The following is a 22,749-nucleotide window of genomic DNA, read 5'->3' on the forward strand; positions in this document are numbered from 1 at the left end:
TTGTCAGTGGCTGTGCAGTCCAAGAAAATCGACAATCTGGGTGAAATGATTCTCAAAGCCCGTGAAAGCATGGTTTCCGCCCTCTTCTATAGTCTGGCGGCAGGAGGCGTAATACGCCACTGCCTGGCGGTAATCCAGCACTTCATCACCCGTCTGCTGCAGCAGCCAGATGAGATCCGGCGCCTCAAGCGGGTCGACCTGCATAACTTTGAGATCGTAAATATGGCGTGACTCTAGCACATATTGCTGGCCGGTGTAGGGGTTCTCGTTTTCGCCAAGAAAGTCCCGCAGCAGCTCAAATGGCCGTACCGCCGGATTCACCACCACGGCGGGCAGCATGAAGCATTGCGAAAGCCAGGTGGCGTAATACCCGCCAAGCGATGAACCAACCACGCCGAACGCTTCGCCGCCGTGCGCAAGCACGATGGATTCGAGCATTTCCGCGGCCTCCGCCGGGTAAGGCGGCAGCTGCGGGATAATCATCTCAACGTCGGGGTGATGCTCGCTCAGCCACTGGCGAAACTGTGTCGCTTTTGCGGAGCGCGGCGAGCTGTTGAATCCGTGCAGATAAAGGAGCGTAGACATCAATAGCCTTCTGAAGCGGTGTCCGGGCGGAACTGTGCACCGGTCAAACGGCAGACTTCCGTGGTCAGCGTGCCGTCGGCATGCAGTTCCAGCCAGCGCCAGCCAGGCGCGATGGTGTCCAGCGTAAAGTTGGCGCAGTGCGGCTTAAACTGCACGCAGGTCGACGGCGTCGCCAGCATGCGGCGCCCGTTCCAGTCCAGATCCTGTTCCTGATGAATGTGTCCACACAGCAGGTTGTTCACCCGCGGGAATTTCGCCAGCACGCGATCCAGCGCCGCGGAGTTGCGCAGGCTGTGCTGATCGAGCCAGCTGCAGCCCGCCGGCAGAGGATGATGATGGAGCAGCAGCAGCGTGTGACGTTCAGGTTCAGCAGCCAGTTTTGTCTCCAGCCAGTCGAGCTGAAACTCGCTTAACTCACCGTGCGGAACGCCAAATACCTGGCTGTCCAGCAGCAGGATCTGCCACTGTTCACCCGCAAAAACACATTTCGCCGGAGAAATACCCGCATCATGCAGAGAACCGTACATCGCGGGCTGGAAATCGTGGTTGCCCGGCAGCCAGACGCAGGGCGCGCTAAAGCTCGCGATGCCTTCAGCAAAATGCTGGTAGGCCGCGGAAGACTGGTCCTGCGCCAGATCGCCGGTTGCGACAATCAGATCGCATGCACGATGTTCAGCGTGAATGGCGCTCAGTACCGCCTGATAACTCTCCCAGGTATTGACCCCCAGCAGCGTTTCATGCTTTTCGGCAAAAAGGTGGGTATCGGTGATTTGTAATATCCTGACTGGCGCCCCACCAGCAACAGTCAGGTTCAACAGGCTTTCCAAATGGTGTCCTTAGGTAGGTTTATGACGCTAACAAACCGGAATCGCCATTGCTCCATGTGCTAAACAATATCTTAGCCAGTCGGCTAAAAACTGGTTAATTTGATGCTTTTCGTCGCGTTGATGCAACTTTTTATTCGGGTAATCATACCGCGCCTTGAAGCGAAAGATCTGCTGGCTTGAACACACTTCAGCGACCATCGCGTCATGATAGAGACGCACCGTCATCGACGGCAGGCTCCAGTAGCTAATGCTGGGTGCCGTTTGCTCAATCTCCACCAGCGTAGTGTAGCGCGTTGATTCTGTTATCGTTAATCGATACTGCGCGTTGCTCACCTGATAGCTTACCGTTTCGCCGGGTGCGTCGTTTCGCGGCAGCAGGCGGCGCAGCTGTGCGAAATTGGTTTCGCACAGGCGCATCATTTCTGGGAAGTCAGGCGTATAGCGCTTCATTTTTTCCACTCGTTTCGTAATGTCTGATAATGCAGCTGCAGCCATTGCAGGGCGATGACAGACGCTGCGTTGTCGATTTTCCCCTCTTCTACCCACTGATAAGCCTGTTCCCGGCTTACCACATGAACCCGAATATCTTCGTTTTCATCAGCCAGACCGTGAATGCCTTCTGCGGTCGTGGCGTCCACTTCGCCCACCATAATGGATAAGCGTTCGCTGGTGCCTCCCGGGCTTGCCAGATAGCTCAGCACCGGTTTGGCGCGGCCAACCACCAGCCCCGCCTCTTCCAGCGCCTCGCGCCGGACGACGTCTTCAACCGTCTCGCCTTCTTCAATCATCCCGGCGACCATCTCCAGCAGCCACGGGCTCTCGCTGACGTCATACGCAGCGATGCGGATCTGCTCCACCAGCACAACTTCATCACGCACTGGGTCAAAGGGTAGCAAGACTGCCGCATGCCCGCGCTCAAAAATTTCGCGTCTGATTTCGCCGCTCATTTCCCCGTTAAACAGGCGATGCCTGAAACGGTAAAGATCCATTGAAAAAAAACCGCTATAAAGCGTTTCTCGTGCAATAATTTCTACATCGTTTTTGGCGAATGTCACGGGCAACTTTTCTGGTTTTTGCATGAGTCAAGTCCTGGTAGCAATGGTGATGAAATTGTGAATTTCAAGGCTGTTTGGCTGCCGTTTGTAAGGCTATATGGTAGATTGGTGCAAATTACCGCCAGATGGCACGTAACGCCAACCTTTTGGTATGGAAGATTCTGTTAGAATCGGCAATTATTTTTTTAATTTGATCAGCGCTAATACTGCTTCACAACAAGGAATGCAAATGAAGAAATTGCTCCCCATCCTTATCGGCCTGAGCCTGACGGGCTTCAGCGCAATGAGCCAGGCGGAAAACCTGTTACAGGTCTATCAGCAGGCACGTCTGGGCAACCCTGATTTACGTAAATCAGCGGCCGATCGTGATGCTGCGTTTGAAAAGATTAACGAAGCGCGTAGCCCACTGCTGCCGCAGTTAGGTTTAGGTGCAGATTATACCTACAGCAACGGCTTCCGCGACGCTAACGGCGTAAACTCCAATGCTACCAGCGCGTCACTGCAATTAACACAGACGCTGTTTGATATGTCCAAATGGCGTGCCCTGACCCTGCAGGAAAAGAGCGCGGGTATCCAGGATGTAACCTATCAGACCGATCAGCAGACGCTGATCCTGAACACGGCCACCGCGTACTTCAACGTGCTGAGCGCCATTGACGCGCTCTCCTACACCGAAGCGCAGAAACAGGCGATTTACCGTCAGTTAGATCAAACCACCCAGCGCTTCAACGTGGGCCTGGTGGCGATCACCGACGTGCAGAACGCCCGTTCACAGTACGACACCGTGCTGGCCAACGAAGTGACCGCGCGTAACAACCTCGACAACGCGCTGGAATCCCTGCGTCAGGTCACCGGTAACTACTACCCTGAGCTGGCCTCCCTGAACGTCGACAGCTTCAAAACGGATAAGCCGCAGGCCGTTAACGCCCTGCTGAAAGAAGCGGAAAACCGCAACCTGACGTTGCTGCAGGCGCGTCTGAGCCAGGACCTGGCCCGCGAGCAAATTCGCCAGGCGCAGGACGGCCACCTGCCAACCCTTAGCCTGAGCGCCTCTACCGGTATCTCTGACACCTCCTACAGCGGCTCTAAAACCCATTCGTCCCAGTATGACGACAGCAATATGGGCCAGAACAAAGTGGGCCTGAGCTTCTCCCTGCCGCTGTATCAGGGCGGTCAGGTCAACTCTCAGGTGAAACAGGCGCAGTACAACTTTGTTGGCGCGAGCGAGAAGCTGGAAAGCGCCCACCGCAACGTGGTGCAGACCGTGCGTTCTTCCTTCAACAACGTGAACGCCTCTATCAGCAGCATCAACGCCTATAAACAGGCCGTTGTGTCTGCACAGAGCTCTCTGGACGCGATGGAAGCGGGCTACTCGGTCGGTACACGTACGATTGTTGACGTGCTCGACGCAACCACCACGCTGTACAACGCGAAACAGCAGCTCTCCAGCGCGCGCTACCAGTACCTGATTAACCAGCTGAACATTAAGCAGGCTCTGGGTACGCTGAACGAGCAGGATCTGCAGATGCTGAACAGCGCGCTGGGCAAACCGGTCTCCACCTCTCCGGACAGCGTTGCGCCGGAGAACCCGCAGCAGGTTGCCGCCGTTGATAACTTCAACGCTAACGGCAGCGCCCCTGCGGCACAGCCAGCCGCCGCGCGCACCACCGCGCCGGCCAGCAAAGGCAACAATCCTTTCCGTAACTAAGCATTGCCGATGGCGCTATGCTTCTCGGGCCTACTTTACCGTAGGCCGGGTAAGCACAGCGCCACCCGGCGAAAAATCCGCCTCGAACGTAAGCCAACGTAAAGATCCCCCTGATTCCGCCCCTCTTCGCTTCATTTTCAACCACTCATCCTCTATCCTGAGCGTTATTACCACTGGGTCCTGGAAGACAAATATGAAACGGACAAAAACGATTAATCACGCGTCGTTCCGCAAGAGCTGGAATGCGCGTCACCTCACCCCTGTCGCGCTGGCCGTTACGGCCGTTTTTATGCTCGCAGGCTGTGAGAAAAATGACGAAACGGTTTCCCTGTATCAAAACGCAGACGACTGCTCTGCCGCAACCGGTAAAGCCGCTGAATGTAAAACGGCCTACACGAGCGCGCTGAAAGAAGCGGAACGTACCGCGCCGAAGTATGCCTCGCGCGAAGACTGCGTGGCGGAGTTCGGTGAAGGTCAGTGCCAGCAGGCACCGGCTCAGGCCGGCACTGCGCCTGAAAATCAGGCCCAGGCACAGTCCAGCGGCAGCTTCTGGATGCCATTAATGGCAGGCTACATGATGGGTCGCCTGATGGGCGGCGGTGCGGGCTACCAGCAGCAGCCGCTGTTTAGCTCGAAAAATCCGGCCAGCCCGGCTTACGGTCAATACACCGATGCCAGCGGTAAAGGCTACGGCGCAGCGACGCCAGGCCGCACCGTAACGGTACCGAAAACGGCGATGGCGCCGAAGCCTGCGACCACCAGCACCATTACCCGCGGCGGGTTTGGTGAATCGGTAGCGAAGCAGACCAGCATGCAGCGCAGTGCAACAGGCACCTCCTCTTCGCGCTCAATGGGCGGCTGATCATGGAACGAGTGAGTATCACCGAGCGTCCGGACTGGCGCGAAAAAGCCACCGAGTACGGTTTTAACTTCCACACCATGTACGGCGAGCCGTACTGGTGTGAAGACGCCTATTACAAGCTCACGCTCGCCCAGGTTGAAAAACTGGAAGAGGTGACGGCCGAGCTGCATCAGATGTGCCTGAAAGTGGTGGAAAAAGTCATCGACAGCGACGAGCTGATGACCAAATTCCGCATTCCGAAGCACACCTGGAGCTTCGTCCGCCAGTCGTGGAAAACGAATCAGCCTTCGCTTTACTCCCGCCTCGATCTGGCGTGGGACGGTAAAGGTGAACCAAAGCTTCTGGAAAACAACGCGGATACGCCAACCTCGCTGTACGAAGCGGCGTTCTTCCAGTGGATTTGGCTGGAAGACCAGGCTAATGCCGGAAACCTGCCGGAAGGCAGCGACCAGTTCAACAGCCTGCAGGAAAAGCTGATTGCGCGCTTTGCCGAGCTGCGCGAACAGTTTGGCTTCAACCTGCTGCATCTCGCCTGCTGCCGCGATACGGAAGAAGACCGTGGCACGGTTCAGTATCTCCAGGACTGCGCCGCCGAAGCGGAAGTGGCGACCGAGTTCCTCTATATCGAGGACATCGGCCTGGGTGAAAAAGGCCAGTTTACGGATATGCAGGACCAGGTTATCAGCAACCTGTTCAAGCTCTATCCATGGGAATACATGCTGCGCGAGATGTTCTCCACCAAGCTGGAAGACGCTGGCGTGCGCTGGCTGGAACCGGCCTGGAAGAGCATCATCTCCAATAAAGCCCTGCTGCCGATGCTCTGGGAGATGTTCCCGAATCATCCGAACCTGCTGCCCGCCTACTTTGCGGAAGACGATTATCCGCAAATGGAGAAATACGTCGTTAAGCCGATCTTCTCCCGCGAAGGCGCGAACGTGTCGATTATCGAAAACGGTAAGACGCTGGAAGCGGTCGAAGGGCCGTACGGCGAAGAGGGGATGATCGTCCAGGCGTTCTGGCAGCTGCCGAAGTTTGGCGACAGCTATACGCTGATTGGCAGCTGGCTCATCAACGACCAGCCGGCCGGGATCGGAATTCGCGAAGATCGCGCGCTGATCACACAGGATCTGTCACGGTTCTATCCGCATATTTTTGTGGAGTAAGATCTGCCGGGTGGCGGCTTCGCCTGACCCGGCCTACGGTTTTGTAGGCCCGGTAAGCGTAGCGCCACCGGGCATGTTTTCACCCAACCTGCACCGACAGCATACTCAGACTGCCCATCTCAATACCATCAACCGGGATCGTCACCGGCTCCTGGCCGTCCCACGCGCCAAGCACGTACAGCAGCGGCAGGAAGTGTTCCGGCGTCGGGTTAGAGAGCGATCCGCCTTCGTGATCCAGGTAGTTCACCAGCGGATGCGCTTCAACCGGGCCTTGCCAGGTCAGGTTTGCCTTAACGTAGTCGTTAAAAGAGGTCGCCCACGGGTACGGCGTGTTCTCACCGTGCCAGCGTGCGGTACGCAGGTTGTGCACCACGTTGCCGCTGGCAATCACCATAATGCCTTCATCACGCAGCGCCGCCAGCTTGCGGCCCATCTCCAGATGCCAGGCGGCCGGTTTGGTGCTGTCGATGCTGAGCTGCACCATCGGGATATCCGCATCAGGATACATCTTAATCAGCACGCCCCACGAGCCATGGTCAAAACCCCAGGCTTCTTTATCGAGCGCAACCGGCACGGGTGCCAGCAGCTCCACCAGCCTCTGAGCCAGCTCAGGCGAGCCGGGAGCCGGATAGTGCGTGTCATACAGCGCCTGGGGGAAGCCGCCAAAATCATGAATGGTTTTTGGCGCTTCCATGGCGGTCACGCCCGTGCCGCGGGTGAACCAGTGCGCAGACACCACCACGATCGCTTTCGGACGCGGCAGCGTCTCGCCCAGATGGCGCCAGGCACGGGTATAGACGTTGTCTTCCAGAACGTTCATGGGGCTACCGTGGCCTAAAAACAGGGCTGGCATACGGGAAGAAGTCATGGTGATATCCTTACAGAAGGTGTCAATTTAATGGTGCCAGATTACGCGCAATCTGGCGAAGATGAACGCAGATAAGCGTGAAGATCATCATCAGGAAATTTGAATGTAAGGAATGTGTAAAGCCGGGGTTTGCCCCTCGCTTTGCCAGAAATGAATCATTTATATTAATGAGAATCATTATCATAAGGAGCAATGCATGTCAGTCCCCCTGATCCTGACCATACTGGCGGGTGCCGCGACCTTTATCGGTGCGATCCTCGGCGTGCTCGGCCAAAAGCCCTCTAACCGCGTGCTGGCCTTCTCGCTGGGCTTTGCGGCCGGGATCATGCTGCTCATCTCCCTGATGGAGATGCTGCCTGCCGCGCTGGGCACGGAAGGCATGTCTCCGCTGCTGGGCTACGGCATGTTTGTCCTGGGCCTGCTGGGATACTTTGCTCTCGATCGAATGCTACCCCACGCGCATCCGCAGGATTTAATGCAGAAAAACGTGACGCCCATACCGCGCAATATCAAGCGTACCGCCGTGCTGTTAACGCTAGGCATCAGCCTGCACAACTTCCCGGAAGGGGTCGCCACTTACGTCACGGCCAGCAGCAATCTTGAAATGGGCTTCGGCATCGCGCTAGCGGTCGCCCTACACAATATACCTGAAGGCCTGGCCGTCGCCGGTCCGGTGTATGCCGCCACGGGCTCGAAACGCACCGCAGTGTTCTGGGCCGGGATTTCCGGGATGGCGGAAATTTTGGGAGGCGTCCTGGCATGGCTGATACTCGGTAGCCTGGTCTCACCGGTCGTCATGGCAGCCATTATGGCTGCAGTAGCCGGAATTATGGTGGCGCTCTCCGTGGATGAATTAATGCCGCTGGCGAAAGAGATCGACCCGAACAACAACCCAAGCTACGGCGTGCTGTGCGGAATGTCGGTGATGGGCCTCAGCCTGGTCCTGCTCCAGGCGGCGGGTATCGGCTAACATCATGCTGCCACCGCGTGGCGGTGGCAAACATACCAAAAATTAATAAATCCGGTAAAAGAAATTTACGCCTTTATTGCTTCGTTTTTTTTACGTATTTTTACATCTATTTATTTTCATAAAGTCAATATTTAAATAAGATATTATTATAACAATATTATTGTTTCATCAAATGGACGAAAAATCGATTTTTCGCTTAAAATCACGCATTAAAGATCACCTCGGCATATATTTTAAAAATACCTACATTTATTTTTAAGAGCAGCTAATCGCATTACCTCTTTTTCCAAAGATATAATCTCAGGGTAATTTTCTGAAATATATCATTCAGATTATGAATTCATTGGAAAAGGATATTTTCATGCATGCAGGTAAAAAAGCACTGTTAGCCATTGCAATGGCGACAATTGTCTCTGGTTCGGCATTTGCAGCCGATCAGGGTTCCGGAAAAATTAAATTTAAGGGCGTTGTTATTGACGCACCTTGCAGCATTGCGCCAGACAGTGTTGATAAAGAAGTCGATCTCGGCGAAGTAACCACCTCCGTTATCAATGCGAACAAGAAGTCCACCCCCGTTGCGGTAGACATCAACCTGGAGAACTGTCAGCTGCAAGACCCGGAGGATGAAACCGCGGATCCGATTACTAAGGTAGAAGTGACCTTCTCCAGCACCGCCACCAACGCCACAGATACCAGCCTGCTGAGCAACACCTATGCAAACGGTGCGCAGAACGTCGGCGTCCGCCTGCTGGACAACGCCGAAGCAAACATCACCCTCGGTACTGCAAAATCCGTGGATCTGCTGGCGGGTTCTGCCACCCAGACGCTGCACTTTAAAGCACGTATGGAAGTTCCGACCGGCACCAAGGCCACCGCGGGCAAGGTCGAAGCTAACGCCAACTATGTGCTGCAGTATAAATAAGTTTTAAACATGAACCGTTAGACCGACTGGTGATGGCTGCCAGTCGGCTTTTTATTTCTTCGAGTAACAGAATGATGAAAAATAAATCACAATCAATAATCATCATTGCTGCCTTCATGCTTTCGCATGCCGCCTCGGGCACTGAGTTTAATATCAATGCTATCGATAAAGACTTACGATCGGGCATCGATCTCTCACGCTTTAAAGAAGAAGCATCCGTCACGCCGGGGCGTTATTTTGTCACCGTCGCAATCAATAATACGCCCCTGGCAAACGGCTGGGAGCTGACGTGGAAAGAGGTCAACAGTAAAGCAGAAGTCTGTATTCCCGCAGAACTGGCCGATACCTTTGGCCTGCAGGACAACATTCGTCAGACGTTAACGCTCAATCAGGGCTGCGTTGATTTTACGCCGCTACCGGATATCAAATTTCGCTTCGAGCAGTCCACCCAAACGCTGAACGTGACGGTGCCGCAGGCTATGCTGCAATTTCGTCCGAACGACTGGATGCCGCCCTCCACCTGGGACAACGGCGTGGCCGGCGTCCTGCTGGACTATAACCTCTTTGCCAGCCATTATCAGCCGCAGGAGGGCAGCAGCACGGACAACGCCAATGCCTACGGCACGGCAGGCGCCAACCTCGGCGCGTGGCGGCTGCGCAGCGATTATCAGTACACCCAGACGCACGCTGACGGTGGTTCAACCCATGACGGCCGCTTCACGCGCGTGTACATGTTCCGTCCGCTGCCGACGCTCGGCGCGAAGCTAACGCTGGGTGAGACGGACTTTCAGTCCGCCATCTTTGATGCCTTTACCTATACCGGGGCTTCGCTGATCAGCGACGAGCGCATGCTGCCCTGGTCTCTTCGCGGCTATGCGCCGCAAATCGCCGGGATTGCGCAAACCAACGCCACGGTCACGGTTAGCCTTTCTGACCGCGTGATTTATCAAACCAAGGTGCCGCCCGGTCCGTTTGTGATTCAGGATTTGAACCAGTCCGTTCAGGGCACGCTGGACGTGAAAATTACCGAAGAAGACGGCCGCGTGAGCACGTTTCAGGTCTCTGCTGCCTCCGTACCCTTCCTGACGCGGCAGGGCCAGGTTCGCTACAAGCTTGCCGCAGGAAAACCCCGGCAAAATGCGTCGCATGCCGTTGAAGACAGCGCCTTTATGAGCGGCGAGTTCTCGTGGGGATTACTCTCCAACACCTCGCTGTACGGCGGCACGCTCGCCGATGGGGATAACTATCGCTCTGTCGCAGCGGGTATTGGGCAGAACCTCGCCCTGCTCGGGGCCATCTCCTTCGACGTGACCCAGGCGACCAGCCAGCTCCCGGACAAGGCTTCTCAGACGGGGTACAGCTACCGCTTAAACTACAGCAAACGCTTTGATACCACGGGAAGCCAGCTCACCCTGGCCAGCTACCGCTACTCCGATCCGCAGTTCCTGAGCTACGCGCGCTACGTGGACCGCGACAATAATGACAGTCAGACGGAAAAACAGACGTTTAGCATCACGGCCAGCCAGTACATTCCCGCGCTGTCGCTCAATCTCTACCTTAGCCTGCTCCGCCAGACCTGGTGGGATGACGCGCCGTCCAACACCGGAAGCCTGACCGCGGGGTATAACTTCGATCTGGGCCGCTGGAAAAATCTCGGCGTTTCGGTGTCGTACAGCAAAACCCACTATGAAGATCGCCAGGACGACAATCAGTTCTACCTGTCCCTCAGCGTGCCGCTGGATCCTGACCATCGCCTCAGCTACGACCTGCGCAACAGCGACAACCTGAGCCAGAGCGTTTCGTGGTACGACACCGCCGACAGAAACAACACCTGGGGCGTCTCTGCCGGTACCGAAAGCGAGCAGAGCGACGCGGGCGCCCAGTTCAGCGGAAACTACCAGCACTACTCCTCGCTTGGCGATCTCAACGTTTCAGGGAGTTATAAGGCGAATGAGTACAGCTCCCTCAGCGCCAGCTGGAATGGATCGTTCACCGGCACGGCAAAAGGCATGGCCCTGCATCGTCGCAGCTACGGCAACGAGCCGCGGGTCATGGTGAGCACGGACGGCATCGGCAATATTCCGCTCAACATGTCGCGCGACCAGACCAACGCGTTCGGGATCGGGGTGCTGCCGTCCTTCTCCAGCTACTCGCCGTCGAGCGTGCAGGTCAACCTGAACGATCTCCCCGAAGGCGTTGACGTGGATAACCGCGTCATGACCTCAACCTGGACGGAAGGGGCTATTGGCTACCGTCAGATCGCCACCCGGGCGGGAAATGATGTCGCGGGTATCCTGCGCACCGCATCGGGCACGCCGCCGCTGGGCGCACGCGTCCAGCTGGCGGAGAGCGGGAAAGACGTGGGCATCGTCGCCGACGAAGGTCATATCTGGCTGGGCGCCGTACAGCCCGGGCAGCAATTCCTGGTAACCTGGGGCGACGCCAGCCAGTGTCGCTTCACGCTGCCTTCACACCTCACTAACCTTTCGCAGCTTATGCTGCCGTGTCAGTAAATCATGATGAAACTCACTCCGTTGAAAAGCCTGTGCCTGATGTTGATCGGCACAGCATTCACCACCCAGGCCGCCATCAACCTGGATCGCACCCGCATCGTCTTTCCCGAAACCGACAAGGCCAGCAGCCTGAAGGTCGATAACCAGAGCAAGGCGCTGCCCTATCTTGCGCTCTCCTGGATCGAAGACGAAAATGGCCATAAGGAAGACAACCACTTTATGGCGCTTCCTCCTATCCAGCGCATTGAGCCCGGATCGTCATCCCAGGTCAGGATCGTTAAGCAGGCGGCCACCAGCGCGCTGCCTAAAGATCGGGAATCGCTTTTCTACTTCAACCTTCGCGAAGTGCCGCCAAAAAGCGCCAGCCTCAACGATGACCGCAGCGTTATGCAGGTCGCCATGCAGAGCCGCATCAAGCTGTTCTGGCGTCCGAAGGCCATCGTGAAAAAAGCGGGCGACCGTTCTGAAATGCGCATGGAGGTGACGGCAACGGCAACCGGGCTGACCATTCACAACCCTACGCCCTATTACCTCACTCTCGCGTGGCTGAGCAAAAACGGTAAAACCATGCTGCCCGGCTTTGACAGCCTGATGCTGGCACCTTTTGCTACCTCTTCTGTCGCCACGGGCGGGTATCACGGTAGCTATTACAGCATTGGCTACATTGACGATTACGGCGCGCTGAGAAAGCTTGACGCAACTTGTCATGGCACGTCTATCTGCCAACTGAAAGATGCGAAGGCCAAAAGCGATGCGAAAGCTCACTAACGTTTTGATCGCCACGCTGCTGGTGCTGCTGCCCTTAAAAGCCGCGCTGGCGCTCGACTGCTACCTGGGTGCTCAGGGCGGCCCGGTGGAACAGACAAAAACGATCAGTCCGTTCGCCATCCCCAGCAACGCACAGGTGGGGGCAAAGATCTGGGAATCCGACGACATTAAAATCCCGGTCACCTGTAACCACGACGTGGCGGGCAGTTTCGAAAAAGAGGACGTCTATGCCTGGGTCAACCCCTATCCGTCCGCTTCCGATCCTTACTACGAACTGGGCGTCTCCTATGAAGGCATGGATTATGACGCGACGGGGCAGCCAAACGGCGTAGATACCCACCAGTGCCTTGATAATAACAGCATCACCATGTGTGGGGAGGTGATCGTTTCTGCATGGTGGTTATGTGGGGAAAGAAAGGCGCTGAGGCCATGAATGACGGGGGTTGCGAGGCGCGGTGAGGATTCCGCACAGCTCGACAGAAAATGATAGATTATGAGAAATAATGCGCTAACTTTTGCACTGGTTTGAGAGCAATGAGATCGGTATTAAACATGTTTTAAAAACTGTTAAATGACCCGACCATACCAGACCACTTTGCCAACAATACAAAAATCCGATGGGACATTGTTAAGGTCAATGTTGAACGGCTTGTAAACCGGGTTTGTGCTCGTAACAATGAGTTGTGCTCCTGGCAAGCGCTGCACTCGTTTTACGATTAATTGTCCATCGAGTCGCAATACATAGATTCCCTCTCTAGGTTCCCGATCACCATGATTTACAAGGATGATATCTTTGTCGTTCAGGACGCCTTCCATCGAGTCGCCTTGCACGCTGATAACAGACAGCTGTTTGGGATCAGCCTTCAAATGATTAACCACCCAATAACGTCTAAATGATACCGTGAACATAGGCGTTTCATCATCATTCCAAGCACCGTAGCCCGCAGACGCAGTCACGTTATAGCGCGGCACAAAAATGAACTCTTCTAAATCAACTTCATTTCCATGCACATCATTTATGGCTGTACTTGGTGGAGTTGCTGGCCTTGAAATTAAATTGGTACCAGTACTGCTCTGCTCACCCGTAGCAAGCCATTCGATACTCACTCCAGCTGTACGGGCCAGCACAACTAAGTTGTCCAGTGTCGGTTGTGTGTGGCCAGCAAAGTACTTATGCATCGCCCCATAACTAATTCCGCAATCAGCCGCAAATTGACGGATGCTCTTGCCGTCTATCGCTTTCCGCAACCTGTCGCTAAAAGTGGTTCCTTTTTGATTATCACTTAAAGGAACTTTTGGGCCGTTTTCGCTCTGTGGATCCTTTTCTGTATAACTCATTGATTCCTCCAGTGTTAGATGCGTGTTCGCGATAGTTGTCATTTGAGTCACAAAAGGAACCAATAAAAGCTTGTAATTTTCCTTTTAGTGATCAACACTACTATTACAGTGTGTAAGACAGATGAGTTATTACTATGTATAAACGAGTAGAATCTCAGAAAACATCAACAAATGGAATCACTTCTTGTGATTGGCATCGTGCTGACATCATTGCCGAGTTACGTAAGAAAGGGACCACCCTGGCTGGTTTATCCCGTAACGCTGGTTTAAATGCCCGCACTCTCAATAACGCTTTAGACCGTAAATACCCTAAGGGTGAGCGCATTATCGCTTCCGCAATAGGCGTTGAACCGTCGGTTATCTGGCCTTCAAGATATTGTGAGGTGCTGTGATGTGGTCGACGGTATCTGAGTTAGCTGGATGTGCTGGTGTACCAGCAACAGAGAGAGGTTGTCGGAAATTTTTGGACAACCTTGCATCCAAGAATCCATCAATGAGAAGAAAACGCACTGGTACAAAAGCGTTTGAATACCACATTGATTCGTTACCGATTGTGACTCAGGAAGAATTAAAGAACCGTTATTACAAAGAAATATTATCAACTCAACAGGTAAGTAAAAAAGAAACCAAAACCAGTTCGAATATAGGTTCATCTGATAACGGTAAACTTGCTCTGATTCGCCAGTGCCCGGCTCTTCTTGAGCGTGAAGTGGGCTCTCTGACTGATAAACAGAAAGAGATCGCCGATGCTCGTGCTGTTCTGGCAATGGAAGTGGAGAAACTGCGCGATGCCGGGATGTCCCGTACCGCAGCGGTTAACTACATCTCTATCGAGTCTCGTAAAGGTACACTGCCTGCACATCTGCTTAAGGCTGCTGAGATGGCCAATGCCCGCAAAGGCTCCAGCCGTGCCGGTGTTGGTACCCGTAGCCTCCAGGAATGGCTGACCATTTTTGAATCCACAAAGCCAGGCGTTGAGCGTATGGCCATGCTGGCCCCTGGCCATCTTAAAGCGAAGAAGCCTGAGCAGATTACCTGGCTCCCGGCGTTCCTTGCTCACTGGCGTAACCGCAAAGGCCCAAGCCTGCGCGAGGCATACCGGGATTTTCAGGAAGAGTGGTCCGTTATCTATGCTGACCAGCCTGCAATGGCTGTTGCATGCCCTTCTTATGATGCCGTTCGTCGTGCCATGGAAAAGCTGCCACGCCGTGAGAAAGCCCGTGGCCGTGTAAGTGGTTCTGCTGCGCTGGCTTATGAGTGCTTCCAGAAACGTGACTGGTCCCTTATGCCGGTTAATGGCTGCTGGATTGCGGATGGTAAATCCCTTGAGATGAAAGTGGCACACCCTGACCATGGACGCCCGTTCACTCCAGAGCTGACGTTAATTATTGATGGCCGGACACGCTTTATTACGGGCTGGAGCCTGGCACTTTCAGAAAGCGTTATTGCTGTTGCTGATGCCTACCGTTACGCCATGCGTCATTTCGGCAAACCGTTATTTGTGTATTCCGATAACGGCGGCGGTGAAACAAACAAAACGCTTGATGCCGATGTTACGGGTATTTTCAGCCGCCTTGGTATTGAGCACCCGACCAGCATTCCGGGGCGTCCTCAGTCTCGCGGCATCATCGAACGGCTTAACAAGGGGGTTCCCCGCCGCGTGGCCATGCAGTTCGATACGTTCAGCGGCGACAGTGCTGACCGGGAGCATGCCCGCATCACGTCGCGTGCCATCCAGTCAGCCATTAAGGCGCAGGAGAACGGACGGGAGCTGACGCCAGTACAGCGTAATGCCCTGGGTAAATTGCCCTCCTGGCAGCAGCTGCTTGACGCAATCGCCAGCGAAGTTGATGCATACAACAACACGCATGAACATCGTGAGCTTCCAAAACGTAACGGGCGTCACATGACTCCGGCTGCCTATCGTCGTGCCGTTCTCGAAGCTGAAGGTGACGATATTGAATATCTGACTGATGTAGAGCTGCGCGAAGCCTTTATGCCGGAGATGGTGCGTACCGCGCAGCGTGGCTGGTTGCGTCTGTTTAACAACGACTACTTCTCTGAAGAATTGATCCAGGTGGATAGCGAAGAGGTGCGGGTGGCTTTCGATATTCACGATCCCTCTTCCGTTATCGTTCGCCGGATGGATGGTACCTACGTCTGTACTGCGATCTGGAACGGTAATAAACGTGCCGCAATACCGGTGAGTGCAATGGATGTGGCTGTTGAGAAACGCCGCCAGCGCCGCCTCAACCGTATTGAAGACAAACGCCAGGAAATTGAAGCAGAGGGCCGCTCTGTATTACCGGGCCAGCGCTTCGACGATCTGGGGAGTTTTATCCCGGCTGAATTCAGCCGGATTACGGAAGAAGAGCATTATTTCTTCCTCGAAACCGACCGCGATGAATATCTGAAAAAAACCGGTAATACCCGGTAAGTGAGAGACATATGAGCCTACAAACAGAACTGAATGAACTTATGTCCCGCAAGGGTTACAGCCAGACACAGGTAGCCCGCGCTTTTGGTAAAAGCCCGGCAGTGGTTAATCAGTACCTGCAGGGAAAATATCAGGGGGATGTGGGAAGCATCGACGAACTGGCCCGCAGCTTCATTGCCCGCGAAGCCGACAAGGAAAAGTCGCGTCGTATCACGCCGCGTTATATCCCAACAGTGACCTCCCGCAAGGGTATTGAGGTCATTCGCCTGGCGCACCTGGATGGTGAGATCAACGTTCTCTATGGTGCTGCTGGCCTGGGTAAAACCATGATTTTGCGCGAATACGCATCCAGACATCGTGATGCGCTGCTGATAGAGGCCGACCCCGGCTATACCGCCCGTGTTGTGCTCGAAGAGCTGTGTGGGCTGCTTGGCCTCAGCAAACGCGGCAACATGCATGAACTCAGCGAAGCCTGTATTGCTGCCCTGCGTGATTCAGGTCGCCTCCTGATGGTCGATGAGGCTGAGAACCTTCCATACCGTGCGCTGGAAACACTGCGCCGCATCCACGACAAAGCCGGTATCGGTGTCGTTCTGGCCGGGATGCCTCGCCTCATTATCAACCTTAAAGGCAAGCGCGGTGAGTATCAGCAGCTTTTCAGCCGCGTGGGTCTGGCGCTCAACATCGGCGAATCCCTGCCGCAGGCCGATATCAGCGATATCGCGATCAGTATGCTGCCGGATGCTGAGAACCCTGACGTATCTGAGGCGCTATTCCGGGCGAGCAACGGAAACGCCAGACGTCTTTTCAAACTGGTGCGCGGTGTCAGCCGTCACAGCGATATCAGTGGCCATGCAGTCAGCGCAGGCGCTGTCCGCAAGTTCGCAGAAATGCTCATTAACTGAGGATTTAACCATGACCAGAACATCAGGAAACACCGACAACGCAGGCGTTATCTCTGCGTTGATCCGGGCAGAAACGCTGATTTTATTTCTGTCAGCACAGGGAGTTCAGGTGAAAAGTGTATCCCTGCGCAACACACAGCCGGTCATTCGTATCGTGCGCCATGCATGGTGCGAGCGGATGAAAAAAGAGGGTCTGGCTCGGTTTGATATCACAGGCAATGACCGCCACGGGCGCTTTCGCCAGGGCGTCTATCAGGATGAAAGCGGGTGTCGGGTGGTCTGGTCTGAATCACTTCATTAAGCAGAGGGATATATGGCAAAGATTGTTATTGAAATAAAGGACAAATCTCGCGGTTTTGAAGTCGGTTGCAGGGTTATCCCTGATGACGGCGACAGCGATATCGTCAGCAAAGTGGCTGACAAAGTGGGTAAAGGTCTGGCTGGTCATGTGCTGGCAAAGGTTAACGAAGTCGTTAAGAAAGTAACGCGTCAATTTAAGGAGAGTAAAAATGTCCACTGAAAACAAGCAATTCACTGAAAAAAAAGCGCCAGAGGGTTACTGGATTGACGCCAAGGGCGTACTGACCCCTGTCAGTCTGATCAAAGATACCGACCAGATGCGTGACGATCTGGTGCGTAGCATCGTCGAAAAAGCGACGGCCCTGAGTGCTGCACTGGCAGAGTTCAAGCTTAGCGGCTTTTCCGATATCGGAGCCTTTGTTGATATCTCCGCCAGTCAGTACGGCGTCAGCCTGGGCGGCAAAAAAGGTAACGTCACGCTCTACAGCTATGATGGCCGCTATAAGGTTCAGCGTGCCATGCAGGACCGTATCGCATTTGACGAGCGCCTGCAGGCTGCTAAATCACTGATTGATGAATGTCTGGCAGACTGGACCGAGAATGCCCGCCCGGAGATTCGCGCCATCATCACCCGTGCATTCCAGACGGAAAAAGAAGGTGAAGTGAATACCGGCGCGGTTCTGGCATTGCGCCGCCTCGATATTACAGACGCTCGCTGGGTTAAGGCGATGGAGGCCATCGGCGAGGCTGTTCAGGTTGTCGGCAGCCGTTCTTATATCCGTGTTTATGAGCGCGTTGGTGAAAGCGATCAGTATCGCGCCATTCCTCTCGATATCGCTGGCGTGGGGGTGTGAGATGGCCATTCTGTTTGATCGTGCTAAATCGGACAAACCATGCAGCCCTTTCATGTCGTATGCAACCAGCGCTGTCATTGCCGAACAGAACGGCGAGTTTCAGCGGGCGGCGGATTCATGGAAACAGGCTTCAGTCTGGCAAAAATGGAGGTGAACTCTATTTATGCGGCTTCGCGTATGGAGTTCTGTCGTCATGCCGCACATCGTGGCTGGGGTGTTCCAGATGAAAGCTAAAGAATTCAATGCCCTTTACCCTAAAGGCAGTTCATTTATCTATCAGCCAGCCACAGGTTTACGCGGTGGCCGTGTAGTCAGAACGATAGATGTGGCAAATGACCTTTATAAGGTCACGGTCGTGGAAATAAATCAGGAGCCTTATTTCGCGAATATTAAATCGCTGAAACCCGTCAACTGATTTTAACCGTAATTTAAATCACTTTTAAAAATGGCGTAAACCCGCAGGGGCTGGCTTACGCCAAATTCAGGAGTTGAACAATGGAAAATAAAGAGAAATATATCCAGAGAATTAAAAAGCTGCTCGCGATGGCGCGTAATAACTCCAGCGCTGAAGAAGCTGCACTTGCCCTGCGCCGTGCTCAGCGTCTGATGGAAACCCACAAGCTGACTGAGGCTGGTGCTGATTTGATTGATATCAATGAAGCTTCTACCCAGAAGGCCCCCTCTCATGCTGAGAAGATGCCGGAATATATGGCAATACTGGCAGAGATGGTCGCCCGCGTTTTTGGCGTGAAGTTTTACACCAGCCATGGCACTGAGCAGTGGGGCAAGCCAGCAAAACGCACCATACACTATTACGGCCCCGACGAACGCCCTCAGATAGCGGCATACTCATTCGAAGTTCTGGGTAAGCAACTGGTGAAAGCCCGCCGTGATTACCTATCCACATTACGCAAGAACATCAAACAGGCCACAAAAGTTGCCCGCGCCGATACCTTCTGCTCCGCATGGGTCAACGGTGCTTATGCCGTTGTCAGTGATTTCGCCGTCACGGAGGCGGAGACAACTCTGATGGAGTGCTACCGCAGCAGGAAATTAAGCGAAGGCATGAAAAGGCTGGAACCGCGCAAACCCGGCAAAGCCAGAGGAAAGGATAAGGCGGAAAGCGAGGGATATCTGGCTGGACGTAATGCGCAGCTACATCACGCGGTAAGCAGTTCAGCTAATAAATGCGAACAGATCGGAGTGACAAAATGAAAACCTCGCCTCAACTGGAAACTACGCCAGTCAAAGAACTCGTAGCAGCCGGGCATGCGCTGGCGAAAGAACTACATTGCGCTGAGTCTGCCGCGCTGGTTCGCAATCTGGCTACAGCGCTTGATGTCCAGTTTGCTCGTGCCAACGCGCTAACGGTTGTTGATGTTTGTGACCCTAATGTGCTGGCGCAGCTGGATGAGCTGGAAGCTGTGAACGAGCTGTTTTTACGTGCAAGGCAGCTGATGTATCAATCAGGAGGGGCACCAATCGAAAACTCATTGAATCCGATTGATGCATGGCTGTATGACGCAGAACGCGTTGCCGGTAAAGGATAGTGACATGGCTACCAACGAAATTCTCATAGTTAACAAAATTGGGCGCGCTGATGGTGATTACGGATGCTACTGCCCTCACTGCGGAGAGCCGATGTTTTTCAGCGATGATGAACTGGAAGATATCCGAGGCTCTCAATACCAGCATTCTCGCGTGATAAATCTCAGAACCGGTGAACGGTGTGATGGATGGCTGGAAGTATCTACCAATGCGGGTTACTCGCGAATCTTGTTCGACCAGGGAGATGAATAGAGAAATGACAATCACCGAAATTTTGAATACCGGGCTCGCCTTCATGGGTTGGCTATTCATCATGGTCCAGACCGGTAAGTGGTTTACCTCTGCTGTTCTGAAATCGTGGGATAAACACCGCAAGTCATCACGTCGTCAGAAGGCTATTGATGAGTTATACGACGCTTTCGAACTGCAGAGCATTGAGCCTGGTACAACCGTTCGTCTTGCCACAAAGGGCGCTCTGACAATCATGATGTTTCGCTCTGAGGAGGCTGCCAAATGACAAACCGCAAAGCAAGAAGACTGCTGCGCATGCCTTTCAAATTCAGTAACCGTAAAGCGATGACAGGATGGCCGGCAACGATACCCCAGCCTGGCAACGAGTGGTGCGACAAAAAGAAACGCAGCGCTGCACAGAACCGCTGGAAAAATCATGTGAGGTATCTCTGATGAATTTAAACAAACATTCTGAGCGTAAGCCGGTGGTTTTCATTGCAGGTCCAATGACCGGGTATCACAACTTTAACCGCGATGAATTCAACGCTGAGGCTCGCATCCTGGAAGAGCGCGGCTTCACCGTCCTCAATCCGGCCATTCTTCCTGACGGCCTGCAGCATGAGCAGTATCTGCAAATTACATTGTCCATGCTTGAGCAGGCTGATGCTGTTTTCCTCCTGAACGGCTGGGAAAAGAGCACAGGCGCAACCAGGGAGTTTGATCGCGCCTGTGAGCTTGGTCTGTTGTTTCTTTACCAGGACTGGGAAAGCGTGTCGATTGCGATCCACCGTAAACGTCACCCATTAACGGAGGTGAGTTATGCATAGCGTAATGGGTTGCCAGTTCCAGGATAACGGCAACCGCCGTGTCTGGTTCTTCCGTGATAACAGCCAGGTTGTTGAGTTGTTGTCGGTTCCTCTTAAGTTGCGGTTCAACTATTACGACGCGAGTAACCGCAACGTTCTTAATAAGGCGATTCAGGCTGATATGAGAAAGGCGATTGAGTCTTTCAAGAAACTTCGGGGAATACAGTGATGGATATAGCTTTCATCCTCATATTTCTGGCGATGTATTTGACACTTGGCTGGTGTTGGGCATGCATCCTGGTCCGATTGGTGGGATTGGCTAATTTATCCTGCCAGAATTGCTGGTTCGCATTTCTCTTATGGCCATTAAGCATTATTGCAACCGATGCACATATGGAGGAGAACGATGAAAAGTCTGCTCAGAAACCTGACGGCGAAGACATTTAACCAGCGTTTTCCTGTCGGCTCCAGTTTCCTGTATCACCCGACACCAGGTATGCCCGAACGGGAGACCGTAATAACCCGCTCAGAAGCCTGGCATATGCGCAATGGTCGTCTGGTTGTCAGGGTTGAAGGGAAAATCGGTGGTATATCCGTCAGCAAAATGGAACCTTTAAAGTAAGTCATTACAGCAGGCACTTCACAAAGTGCCTGCGATAATGGCAACCAACAGGAGAAATATTATGTCCACGCCAGCAAAACGAGGTCTTATAGGGGCAATTAAAGCCGGTCAGGCATATCTTGGGTGGGATGATGTAACCTACCGTAGTGTCCTGTCTCGCTTATGCAACGGTAAAACATCATCCACTAAATGCACTCTCGACGAACTGCAGGCTGTCAGGGAATATATGCATGATAAGGGCTTTCCTCGCTACTCGGTAAAGCACGGTCGACGTCCAAAGGTTGCCAATACGCGCGAGTCAATTCTTGCTAAAATTCATGCATTACTTGCAGATGCAAAACGTCCGTGGAATTATGCCGAGAAAATGTGCGATCATATGTTCCACGTCAAATACATCGAGTGGTTGACGACAGAACAGTTAACCAAACTCATGCAGGCTCTCAGCATTGATGCGAGTCGGCGAAAAAAGCGGGAGCGTAATAATGAATCTGGAACAGGTGACGGAGCTGCTGCCATCAGCAGTGATACAAATAGCTGACCTGATAGGCTTCCCGGCGACCGAGCAGCTTCTTTCTGCCTTTGGTGGCACCACGTTCCCGATAGGCAAAGGCCTCCGCGCTATGGGGGCCAGCCGCGCGGCCCTCCTGCGCGATACTATCGGCGATGAGAAAACCCAATTACTCATCAAGAATTTTGGCGGCGAAGTTCTCTATTTACCCCGCTGTGATCGTGCCCTTCGTGAATTACGTAACCGTCGCTTTCTAGCCGAGTTCGCCGAAGTGCGTGGACAAGGTTCATCCTCTCTTATGGCCATGACCTTTCTTTGCCCTAAGTATGGTTTTAGTGATCGCTTTGCGTGGGAACTTCTTGCACAGCAGAAAAACAAAGATTGTAACAGTCAAGGAAAATTATTCTAATGGGCAATGCAATGAGATATGTGGCATTTTTCTTGGTGGTATTTAGTACTACTGCAGTAGCAAAAACAGTACCCAATACAAAAGCAGTTGAGACTTATAAAAATCAACTTGAGGAAACTAAGAGAATATTTAATGAAACGCAGAGCACTTTAATGGGTGCAACTGCTGTTTTTGATATGTACAAGAGTCTGGGATATCTTACACCTGAAGTTGTTGCAGTGAGTCGTCATTTCCTCCTCCTTGATGAGGATGCGAAAAAATTGTATGGGGAGAATCTTCTTTTAAACCCTACACCTTTTAGCTCTTGCGCTACGTTACCAGCAGCAGCTTACTCATATTGGATAGCAAGGCTATCTTCATTAAAAACTGATAATGTTAAGGCTGTGAATGCGCAGGGTGAATCATACATAAAACAGGGTAAGGAATGTAAATTTGCAATTAACAACCCACCTCCTGCGCATATTGAAGAAAGTGACGATGTAGAGATAATTGATGTTAGTCAATAAGCCACTGAACCCCTTCACCTGATTATTCACCTAACCCGATGAAA

30 protein-coding genes and 1 pseudogene are annotated in these 22,749 nt (G+C 53.4%); 25 read left to right on the plus strand and 6 right to left on the minus strand.

Features of this window, described 5'->3' with window-relative positions; genetic code table 11:
• Positions 1-3 precede the first annotated feature (3 nt).
• Genes yqiA through nudF form a run of 4 tightly spaced genes read right to left on the minus strand, consistent with a single transcriptional unit; the run spans position 4 to position 2,491 of the window.
• Complete coding sequence (gene yqiA, locus ACMWKK_RS15185) at positions 4-585, minus strand: esterase YqiA (RefSeq protein WP_045330084.1); 582 nt, start codon at positions 583-585, stop codon at positions 4-6.
• The gene (gene cpdA, locus ACMWKK_RS15190) at positions 585-1,412 is read right to left on the minus strand and encodes a 3',5'-cyclic-AMP phosphodiesterase (protein ID WP_045330083.1); all 828 of its coding nucleotides are present in this window, start codon (positions 1,410-1,412) and stop codon (positions 585-587) included. Before cpdA ends, yqiA begins: the two co-directional genes overlap by 1 nt.
• Positions 1,413-1,439: 27 nt before the next feature.
• Positions 1,440-1,862: a DUF1249 family protein gene (locus ACMWKK_RS15195; RefSeq protein ID WP_003862516.1), complete on the minus strand. Its 423-nt coding sequence runs from the start codon at positions 1,860-1,862 to the stop codon at positions 1,440-1,442.
• The gene (nudF, locus tag ACMWKK_RS15200) at positions 1,859-2,491 is read right to left on the minus strand and encodes an ADP-ribose diphosphatase (protein WP_045330080.1); all 633 of its coding nucleotides are present in this window, start codon (positions 2,489-2,491) and stop codon (positions 1,859-1,861) included. The genes ACMWKK_RS15195 and nudF overlap by 4 nt, the downstream gene beginning before the upstream one ends.
• A 205-nt stretch (positions 2,492-2,696) precedes the next feature.
• Between nudF and tolC the strand changes: the two genes are divergently transcribed.
• The 3 genes from tolC to ACMWKK_RS15215 all read left to right on the plus strand — a co-directional run bounded on the left by tolC (position 2,697) and on the right by ACMWKK_RS15215 (position 6,200).
• A complete protein-coding gene (tolC, locus tag ACMWKK_RS15205) occupies positions 2,697-4,175 on the plus strand; it encodes an outer membrane channel protein TolC (protein WP_112781495.1) in 1,479 nt (492 codons plus the stop codon).
• A gap of 193 nt (positions 4,176-4,368) precedes the next feature.
• Positions 4,369-5,037, plus strand: coding sequence for a DUF1190 family protein (locus ACMWKK_RS15210; protein WP_045330076.1), 669 nt, complete (start codon positions 4,369-4,371; stop codon positions 5,035-5,037).
• A 2-nt stretch (positions 5,038-5,039) separates the two neighbouring features.
• Positions 5,040-6,200, plus strand: a complete 1,161-nt coding sequence (locus ACMWKK_RS15215) for a glutathionylspermidine synthase family protein (RefSeq protein WP_045330074.1) — start codon at positions 5,040-5,042, stop codon at positions 6,198-6,200.
• A gap of 79 nt (positions 6,201-6,279) precedes the next feature.
• Here the strand turns inward: ACMWKK_RS15215 and ygiD are convergent, their stop codons facing one another.
• Positions 6,280-7,068: a 4,5-DOPA dioxygenase extradiol gene (gene ygiD, locus ACMWKK_RS15220; protein WP_112781494.1), complete on the minus strand. Its 789-nt coding sequence runs from the start codon at positions 7,066-7,068 to the stop codon at positions 6,280-6,282.
• A gap of 196 nt (positions 7,069-7,264) precedes the next feature.
• Between ygiD and zupT the strand changes: the two genes are divergently transcribed.
• From zupT to ACMWKK_RS15245, 5 genes and pseudogenes are all read left to right on the plus strand, one after another.
• A complete protein-coding gene (zupT, locus tag ACMWKK_RS15225; RefSeq protein ID WP_045330071.1) occupies positions 7,265-8,038 on the plus strand; it encodes a zinc transporter ZupT in 774 nt (257 codons plus the stop codon).
• Between the two features lie 361 nt (positions 8,039-8,399).
• Positions 8,400-8,960 (plus strand): fimbrial protein, encoded by a 561-nt coding sequence (locus tag ACMWKK_RS15230; RefSeq protein ID WP_112781493.1) that lies wholly within the window; start codon positions 8,400-8,402, stop codon positions 8,958-8,960.
• 74 nt (positions 8,961-9,034) lie between these two features.
• Positions 9,035-11,473, plus strand: coding sequence for a fimbria/pilus outer membrane usher protein (locus tag ACMWKK_RS15235; protein ID WP_112781529.1), 2,439 nt, complete (start codon positions 9,035-9,037; stop codon positions 11,471-11,473).
• 6 nt (positions 11,474-11,479) lie between these two features.
• Positions 11,480-12,241, plus strand: a complete 762-nt coding sequence (locus tag ACMWKK_RS15240) for a molecular chaperone (RefSeq protein WP_045330067.1) — start codon at positions 11,480-11,482, stop codon at positions 12,239-12,241.
• Positions 12,225-12,611 (plus strand): annotated as a pseudogene (locus ACMWKK_RS15245) (type 1 fimbrial protein); the annotation flags it as partial. The gene ACMWKK_RS15240 and the pseudogene ACMWKK_RS15245, both read left to right, overlap by 17 nt.
• 197 nt (positions 12,612-12,808) lie before the next feature.
• Here ACMWKK_RS15245 and ACMWKK_RS15250 read toward each other — a convergent pair.
• On the minus strand, positions 12,809-13,579 hold the full coding sequence (locus tag ACMWKK_RS15250) for an XRE family transcriptional regulator (protein WP_080472297.1): 771 nt from the start codon (positions 13,577-13,579) through the stop codon (positions 12,809-12,811).
• Positions 13,580-13,713: 134 nt separating this feature from the next.
• Between ACMWKK_RS15250 and ACMWKK_RS15255 the strand changes: the two genes are divergently transcribed.
• The 17 genes from ACMWKK_RS15255 to ACMWKK_RS15335 all read left to right on the plus strand — a co-directional run bounded on the left by ACMWKK_RS15255 (position 13,714) and on the right by ACMWKK_RS15335 (position 22,705).
• Positions 13,714-13,971 carry a helix-turn-helix domain-containing protein gene (locus ACMWKK_RS15255; RefSeq protein ID WP_023311692.1) on the plus strand — a complete coding sequence of 86 codons (258 nt, stop codon included), beginning with the start codon at positions 13,714-13,716 and terminating at the stop codon, positions 13,969-13,971.
• Positions 13,971-16,016: a Mu transposase C-terminal domain-containing protein gene (locus ACMWKK_RS15260; protein WP_063617272.1), complete on the plus strand. Its 2,046-nt coding sequence runs from the start codon at positions 13,971-13,973 to the stop codon at positions 16,014-16,016. Before ACMWKK_RS15255 ends, ACMWKK_RS15260 begins: the two co-directional genes overlap by 1 nt.
• A gap of 11 nt (positions 16,017-16,027) precedes the next feature.
• The gene (locus ACMWKK_RS15265; protein ID WP_038637759.1) at positions 16,028-16,921 is read left to right on the plus strand and encodes an AAA family ATPase; all 894 of its coding nucleotides are present in this window, start codon (positions 16,028-16,030) and stop codon (positions 16,919-16,921) included.
• A 10-nt stretch (positions 16,922-16,931) separates the two neighbouring features.
• Positions 16,932-17,222 (plus strand): hypothetical protein, encoded by a 291-nt coding sequence (locus tag ACMWKK_RS15270; RefSeq protein ID WP_023311925.1) that lies wholly within the window; start codon positions 16,932-16,934, stop codon positions 17,220-17,222.
• A gap of 12 nt (positions 17,223-17,234) precedes the next feature.
• Complete coding sequence (locus ACMWKK_RS15275) at positions 17,235-17,441, plus strand: hypothetical protein (protein ID WP_058653834.1); 207 nt, start codon at positions 17,235-17,237, stop codon at positions 17,439-17,441.
• On the plus strand, positions 17,431-18,075 hold the full coding sequence (locus ACMWKK_RS15280; protein ID WP_023311923.1) for a DUF3164 family protein: 645 nt from the start codon (positions 17,431-17,433) through the stop codon (positions 18,073-18,075). The genes ACMWKK_RS15275 and ACMWKK_RS15280 overlap by 11 nt, the downstream gene beginning before the upstream one ends.
• 223 nt (positions 18,076-18,298) lie before the next feature.
• On the plus strand, positions 18,299-18,490 hold the full coding sequence (locus ACMWKK_RS15285) for a hypothetical protein (RefSeq protein WP_049111784.1): 192 nt from the start codon (positions 18,299-18,301) through the stop codon (positions 18,488-18,490).
• Positions 18,491-18,570: 80 nt separating this feature from the next.
• Complete coding sequence (locus ACMWKK_RS15290; RefSeq protein ID WP_121909005.1) at positions 18,571-19,290, plus strand: DUF2786 domain-containing protein; 720 nt, start codon at positions 18,571-18,573, stop codon at positions 19,288-19,290.
• Complete coding sequence (locus tag ACMWKK_RS15295) at positions 19,287-19,625, plus strand: hypothetical protein (RefSeq protein ID WP_023311920.1); 339 nt, start codon at positions 19,287-19,289, stop codon at positions 19,623-19,625. Before ACMWKK_RS15290 ends, ACMWKK_RS15295 begins: the two co-directional genes overlap by 4 nt.
• A gap of 4 nt (positions 19,626-19,629) precedes the next feature.
• A complete protein-coding gene (locus tag ACMWKK_RS15300) occupies positions 19,630-19,875 on the plus strand; it encodes a hypothetical protein (protein ID WP_000224583.1) in 246 nt (81 codons plus the stop codon).
• Between the two features lie 4 nt (positions 19,876-19,879).
• Complete coding sequence (locus tag ACMWKK_RS15305; protein WP_023311919.1) at positions 19,880-20,140, plus strand: DUF4752 family protein; 261 nt, start codon at positions 19,880-19,882, stop codon at positions 20,138-20,140.
• A 67-nt stretch (positions 20,141-20,207) separates the two neighbouring features.
• A complete protein-coding gene (locus ACMWKK_RS15310; RefSeq protein WP_406542854.1) occupies positions 20,208-20,681 on the plus strand; it encodes a DUF4406 domain-containing protein in 474 nt (157 codons plus the stop codon).
• A complete protein-coding gene (locus ACMWKK_RS15315) occupies positions 20,674-20,889 on the plus strand; it encodes a hypothetical protein (RefSeq protein ID WP_049111788.1) in 216 nt (71 codons plus the stop codon). The genes ACMWKK_RS15310 and ACMWKK_RS15315 overlap by 8 nt, the downstream gene beginning before the upstream one ends.
• Before the next feature lie 177 nt (positions 20,890-21,066).
• Complete coding sequence (locus ACMWKK_RS15320; RefSeq protein WP_023063184.1) at positions 21,067-21,282, plus strand: hypothetical protein; 216 nt, start codon at positions 21,067-21,069, stop codon at positions 21,280-21,282.
• A gap of 61 nt (positions 21,283-21,343) precedes the next feature.
• Complete coding sequence (locus ACMWKK_RS15325) at positions 21,344-21,820, plus strand: gp16 family protein (RefSeq protein WP_049111791.1); 477 nt, start codon at positions 21,344-21,346, stop codon at positions 21,818-21,820.
• Positions 21,765-22,199: a Mor transcription activator family protein gene (locus tag ACMWKK_RS15330; protein WP_023311913.1), complete on the plus strand. Its 435-nt coding sequence runs from the start codon at positions 21,765-21,767 to the stop codon at positions 22,197-22,199. Before ACMWKK_RS15325 ends, ACMWKK_RS15330 begins: the two co-directional genes overlap by 56 nt.
• Positions 22,199-22,705, plus strand: a complete 507-nt coding sequence (locus tag ACMWKK_RS15335; protein ID WP_032663808.1) for a hypothetical protein — start codon at positions 22,199-22,201, stop codon at positions 22,703-22,705. Before ACMWKK_RS15330 ends, ACMWKK_RS15335 begins: the two co-directional genes overlap by 1 nt.
• Positions 22,706-22,749: the final 44 nt, after the last annotated feature.

This window comes from Enterobacter sp. 01-M-03-SI-ECC, from assembly GCF_047530215.1.
GTDB lineage: Bacteria > Pseudomonadota > Gammaproteobacteria > Enterobacterales > Enterobacteriaceae > Enterobacter > Enterobacter chengduensis.

What these genes read in the sequence shown, in the direction of transcription:
- yqiA (WP_045330084.1), bottom strand. Translation starts at nt 585, where the DNA reads ATGTCTACGCTCCTTTATCTGCACGGATTCAACAGCTCGCCGCGCTCC.
- ACMWKK_RS15195 (WP_003862516.1), bottom strand. Translation starts at nt 1,862, where the DNA reads ATGAAGCGCTATACGCCTGACTTCCCAGAAATGATGCGCCTGTGCGAA.
- nudF (WP_045330080.1), bottom strand. Translation starts at nt 2,491, where the DNA reads ATGCAAAAACCAGAAAAGTTGCCCGTGACATTCGCCAAAAACGATGTA.
- tolC (WP_112781495.1), top strand. Translation starts at nt 2,697, where the DNA reads ATGAAGAAATTGCTCCCCATCCTTATCGGCCTGAGCCTGACGGGCTTC.
- ACMWKK_RS15210 (WP_045330076.1), top strand. Translation starts at nt 4,369, where the DNA reads ATGAAACGGACAAAAACGATTAATCACGCGTCGTTCCGCAAGAGCTGG.
- ACMWKK_RS15215 (WP_045330074.1), top strand. Translation starts at nt 5,040, where the DNA reads ATGGAACGAGTGAGTATCACCGAGCGTCCGGACTGGCGCGAAAAAGCC.
- ygiD (WP_112781494.1), bottom strand. Translation starts at nt 7,068, where the DNA reads ATGACTTCTTCCCGTATGCCAGCCCTGTTTTTAGGCCACGGTAGCCCC.
- zupT (WP_045330071.1), top strand. Translation starts at nt 7,265, where the DNA reads ATGTCAGTCCCCCTGATCCTGACCATACTGGCGGGTGCCGCGACCTTT.
- ACMWKK_RS15230 (WP_112781493.1), top strand. Translation starts at nt 8,400, where the DNA reads ATGCATGCAGGTAAAAAAGCACTGTTAGCCATTGCAATGGCGACAATT.
- ACMWKK_RS15235 (WP_112781529.1), top strand. Translation starts at nt 9,035, where the DNA reads ATGAAAAATAAATCACAATCAATAATCATCATTGCTGCCTTCATGCTT.
- ACMWKK_RS15240 (WP_045330067.1), top strand. Translation starts at nt 11,480, where the DNA reads ATGAAACTCACTCCGTTGAAAAGCCTGTGCCTGATGTTGATCGGCACA.
- ACMWKK_RS15250 (WP_080472297.1), bottom strand. Translation starts at nt 13,579, where the DNA reads ATGAGTTATACAGAAAAGGATCCACAGAGCGAAAACGGCCCAAAAGTT.
- ACMWKK_RS15255 (WP_023311692.1), top strand. Translation starts at nt 13,714, where the DNA reads ATGTATAAACGAGTAGAATCTCAGAAAACATCAACAAATGGAATCACT.
- ACMWKK_RS15260 (WP_063617272.1), top strand. Translation starts at nt 13,971, where the DNA reads ATGTGGTCGACGGTATCTGAGTTAGCTGGATGTGCTGGTGTACCAGCA.
- ACMWKK_RS15265 (WP_038637759.1), top strand. Translation starts at nt 16,028, where the DNA reads ATGAGCCTACAAACAGAACTGAATGAACTTATGTCCCGCAAGGGTTAC.
- ACMWKK_RS15270 (WP_023311925.1), top strand. Translation starts at nt 16,932, where the DNA reads ATGACCAGAACATCAGGAAACACCGACAACGCAGGCGTTATCTCTGCG.
- ACMWKK_RS15275 (WP_058653834.1), top strand. Translation starts at nt 17,235, where the DNA reads ATGGCAAAGATTGTTATTGAAATAAAGGACAAATCTCGCGGTTTTGAA.
- ACMWKK_RS15280 (WP_023311923.1), top strand. Translation starts at nt 17,431, where the DNA reads ATGTCCACTGAAAACAAGCAATTCACTGAAAAAAAAGCGCCAGAGGGT.
- ACMWKK_RS15285 (WP_049111784.1), top strand. Translation starts at nt 18,299, where the DNA reads ATGAAAGCTAAAGAATTCAATGCCCTTTACCCTAAAGGCAGTTCATTT.
- ACMWKK_RS15290 (WP_121909005.1), top strand. Translation starts at nt 18,571, where the DNA reads ATGGAAAATAAAGAGAAATATATCCAGAGAATTAAAAAGCTGCTCGCG.
- ACMWKK_RS15295 (WP_023311920.1), top strand. Translation starts at nt 19,287, where the DNA reads ATGAAAACCTCGCCTCAACTGGAAACTACGCCAGTCAAAGAACTCGTA.
- ACMWKK_RS15300 (WP_000224583.1), top strand. Translation starts at nt 19,630, where the DNA reads ATGGCTACCAACGAAATTCTCATAGTTAACAAAATTGGGCGCGCTGAT.
- ACMWKK_RS15305 (WP_023311919.1), top strand. Translation starts at nt 19,880, where the DNA reads ATGACAATCACCGAAATTTTGAATACCGGGCTCGCCTTCATGGGTTGG.
- ACMWKK_RS15310 (WP_406542854.1), top strand. Translation starts at nt 20,208, where the DNA reads ATGGCCGGCAACGATACCCCAGCCTGGCAACGAGTGGTGCGACAAAAA.
- ACMWKK_RS15315 (WP_049111788.1), top strand. Translation starts at nt 20,674, where the DNA reads ATGCATAGCGTAATGGGTTGCCAGTTCCAGGATAACGGCAACCGCCGT.
- ACMWKK_RS15320 (WP_023063184.1), top strand. Translation starts at nt 21,067, where the DNA reads ATGAAAAGTCTGCTCAGAAACCTGACGGCGAAGACATTTAACCAGCGT.
- ACMWKK_RS15325 (WP_049111791.1), top strand. Translation starts at nt 21,344, where the DNA reads ATGTCCACGCCAGCAAAACGAGGTCTTATAGGGGCAATTAAAGCCGGT.
- ACMWKK_RS15330 (WP_023311913.1), top strand. Translation starts at nt 21,765, where the DNA reads ATGAATCTGGAACAGGTGACGGAGCTGCTGCCATCAGCAGTGATACAA.
- ACMWKK_RS15335 (WP_032663808.1), top strand. Translation starts at nt 22,199, where the DNA reads ATGGGCAATGCAATGAGATATGTGGCATTTTTCTTGGTGGTATTTAGT.